Annotated in this window: 2 protein-coding genes and 1 pseudogene; all 3 read left to right on the top strand. The window is 36.5% G+C overall.

The annotated features are described in order from the left end of the window. Positions 1–113 (top strand): annotated as a pseudogene (locus tag BZK24_RS09125) (tRNA (guanosine(37)-N1)-methyltransferase TrmD); the annotation flags it as partial. A gap of 21 nt (positions 114–134) precedes the next feature. After that, positions 135–491 (top strand): 50S ribosomal protein L19, encoded by a 357-nt coding sequence (gene rplS, locus BZK24_RS07255; protein ID WP_000797699.1) that lies wholly within the window; start codon positions 135–137, stop codon positions 489–491. 592 nt (positions 492–1,083) lie between these two features. Continuing rightward, complete coding sequence (locus tag BZK24_RS07245) at positions 1,084–1,875, top strand: NYN domain-containing protein (protein ID WP_077657023.1); 792 nt, start codon at positions 1,084–1,086, stop codon at positions 1,873–1,875. Positions 1,876–2,134 lie beyond the last annotated feature (259 nt).

The following is a 2,134-nucleotide window of genomic DNA, read 5'->3' as shown; positions in this document are numbered from 1 at the left end:
CTTTAGAATATTCTAAAGGAAATCATGCTAAAATCAAGCAACTAAAACTTGATTTGTCAAAATTAAGGACAAAATTTTACCGCCTTGATTTATTCAAACAGCACAAATCATGAAATTGACATTAAGGAAAACACATGAAAAACCGCTACATTCAGCAGTTTGAAGACGCTCAATTAAAAGACAAGACCATGCCAGCATTTAAAGCCGGCGATACTTTGAGGCTTGGTATCACCATTAAAGAAGGCGAAAAAACACGAACTCAGTATTTTGAAGGCGTGTGCATTGCGATTAGAGGCAATGGCGTGGATAAGACTTTTTGCGTGCGTAAAATAGGGGCTAACAATATCGGCGTGGAGAAAATTTTCCCTTTCTATAGCGAAAGTTTGGCGAGCGTTGAAGTGTTGCGTGTGGGTAGGGTGCGCCGCGCGAAGCTCTACTATTTGCGCGATAGGAGAGGTAAGGCAGCAAGGATTAAAGAAGTTCGCCATTAATTTCTGTTAAGATTCTTTTATCCATCATGCTAATGGGTGAAACGTTCTTTAGGGGTTGAAATCCGTTTTTTTGACCGCTTTTTAAAAATAGGGCAAAGCTTTTTTCAATTGATTGGATTGGCTTGAAAAAGAGTTTTTTAATCCCTCTTATAGTTTTTATTTTAGTTTTATTTTAGTTTTTACTACCAACTTTTTTAAAGCTTTCTTTAGCGTTCGTTTTTTTTCAAGGCAAGGCTTTAACCGCTTCTTTTCTAGCTTGCTATCTGTTAAACTGAATTTTTGGCTCTAACGGGGCGTTGGTTGTCAAATTTTAAAAAAGGTTAAAAAGCATTTTTTACCATCAAAATACAAAAAGCTTGACGCAAGTTAAACGATAACTCCTTAAAAAAAGCGATCAAGTTAGGGGGATTTAAAGGGTTTGAAAGTACTAAAGCGCGAAATATCCCCTTATATTATATTCTTAAGAAAGTTTTACTATAAAGTTTTTAAAAAATGAAAGAAATTAATTAAGGCTTTTGGTGTCTGTTTGATGAGAACAGAACCTTTATTTTATTTTAAAAAACATGGCAAAATTCATATTTTGGGAGAAAGCATGGAAAAAACTGAAACCACGATTTTTGTGGATTGGGAAAATCTCCTCGCCGATTTGAAGGCAATCCAAGAAACGGATGAGCGTTTAAAAGAGTCTAATTTTAATTTCAACAACCCCGAGCAACTCTTAGCGCTAATCCGTTCGTTTTTGGAGCCTAAAGAGAAATTGAAGCGGATTTATTTTTATGTATCTGAGCCTTTCACAGAAGTTGAACCTAGAATCAAGGGCAATAAAAACGAAGAACTTGAGGAGTATAAAGAGAAGAATCCTAAAGATTATGAGGAAAGAGTGAATAAATCAGGGATTATCCAATCTTTCAACCATGCGATCGCCCAACAAAATCAAGTGAAATTACGAGTCGGGTGGGTAAAGTTCAAATTCGTATATAAGTTCGAAGACAAAGAAGTCTATAATGGTCTAGAAGCCAAGATTTTCATACCTTACTTAAAGTTGCGTCAAAAACAAGTTGATGCGCTGTTGGCGCACGATATTACTAGGCTATATTGCACCAAACAAGGAGAGTGTATTTTGCTGTTCAGCAGGGATACCGATTTTGTGCCTGTGTTAGAAGCCGCTTGGGAGAAAGGCTTTGAAGTCTTCATTGCTAACATTCAAGAAAGCCCCAATTCTGTCCCTTCAGACTTGAAGAAGTCTTGCAATGTGAGAGAACGCAGTGTCGCTGACATTGTAGATAACTTGCCAAAAAATCAGTACACCTCCAAGAAAAAGAACTTTTCCCCCAACGAGCCTTTTAACAACCCATTTAAAGACCAACTCTTTAAGAAGAACTAACACGATCCCCCCACCAAGGGGACAAAAAAGCACCCAATTTAAAAGGGTTAGCTTAAGCGGATTTTTCTAATCCATGATTTCATTTTTTGCTCTACTATGGAGTGATTTTTGAAAACAGAGATAAATTAGCGCTTATAATAGTGGTTTTATGGGGAATGCGTGCGTGTTTTTGGCGGTATTTAGATTTCTCAAAACCCAATCGTTTTAAAATTTTAACTTACTCTGTCAAAAATTTTTATAATTTAAGCAAACCTTAAGC

This window comes from Helicobacter pylori (assembly GCF_001998165.1).
Classification (GTDB): Bacteria; Campylobacterota; Campylobacteria; order Campylobacterales; family Helicobacteraceae; genus Helicobacter; species Helicobacter pylori_DL.
Note: the sequence above shows the minus strand (reverse complement) of the source record. Positions and strands in the feature narration are given on the sequence as shown.

What these genes read in the sequence shown, in the direction of transcription:
- rplS (WP_000797699.1), top strand. Translation starts at nt 135, where the DNA reads ATGAAAAACCGCTACATTCAGCAGTTTGAAGACGCTCAATTAAAAGAC.
- BZK24_RS07245 (WP_077657023.1), top strand. Translation starts at nt 1,084, where the DNA reads ATGGAAAAAACTGAAACCACGATTTTTGTGGATTGGGAAAATCTCCTC.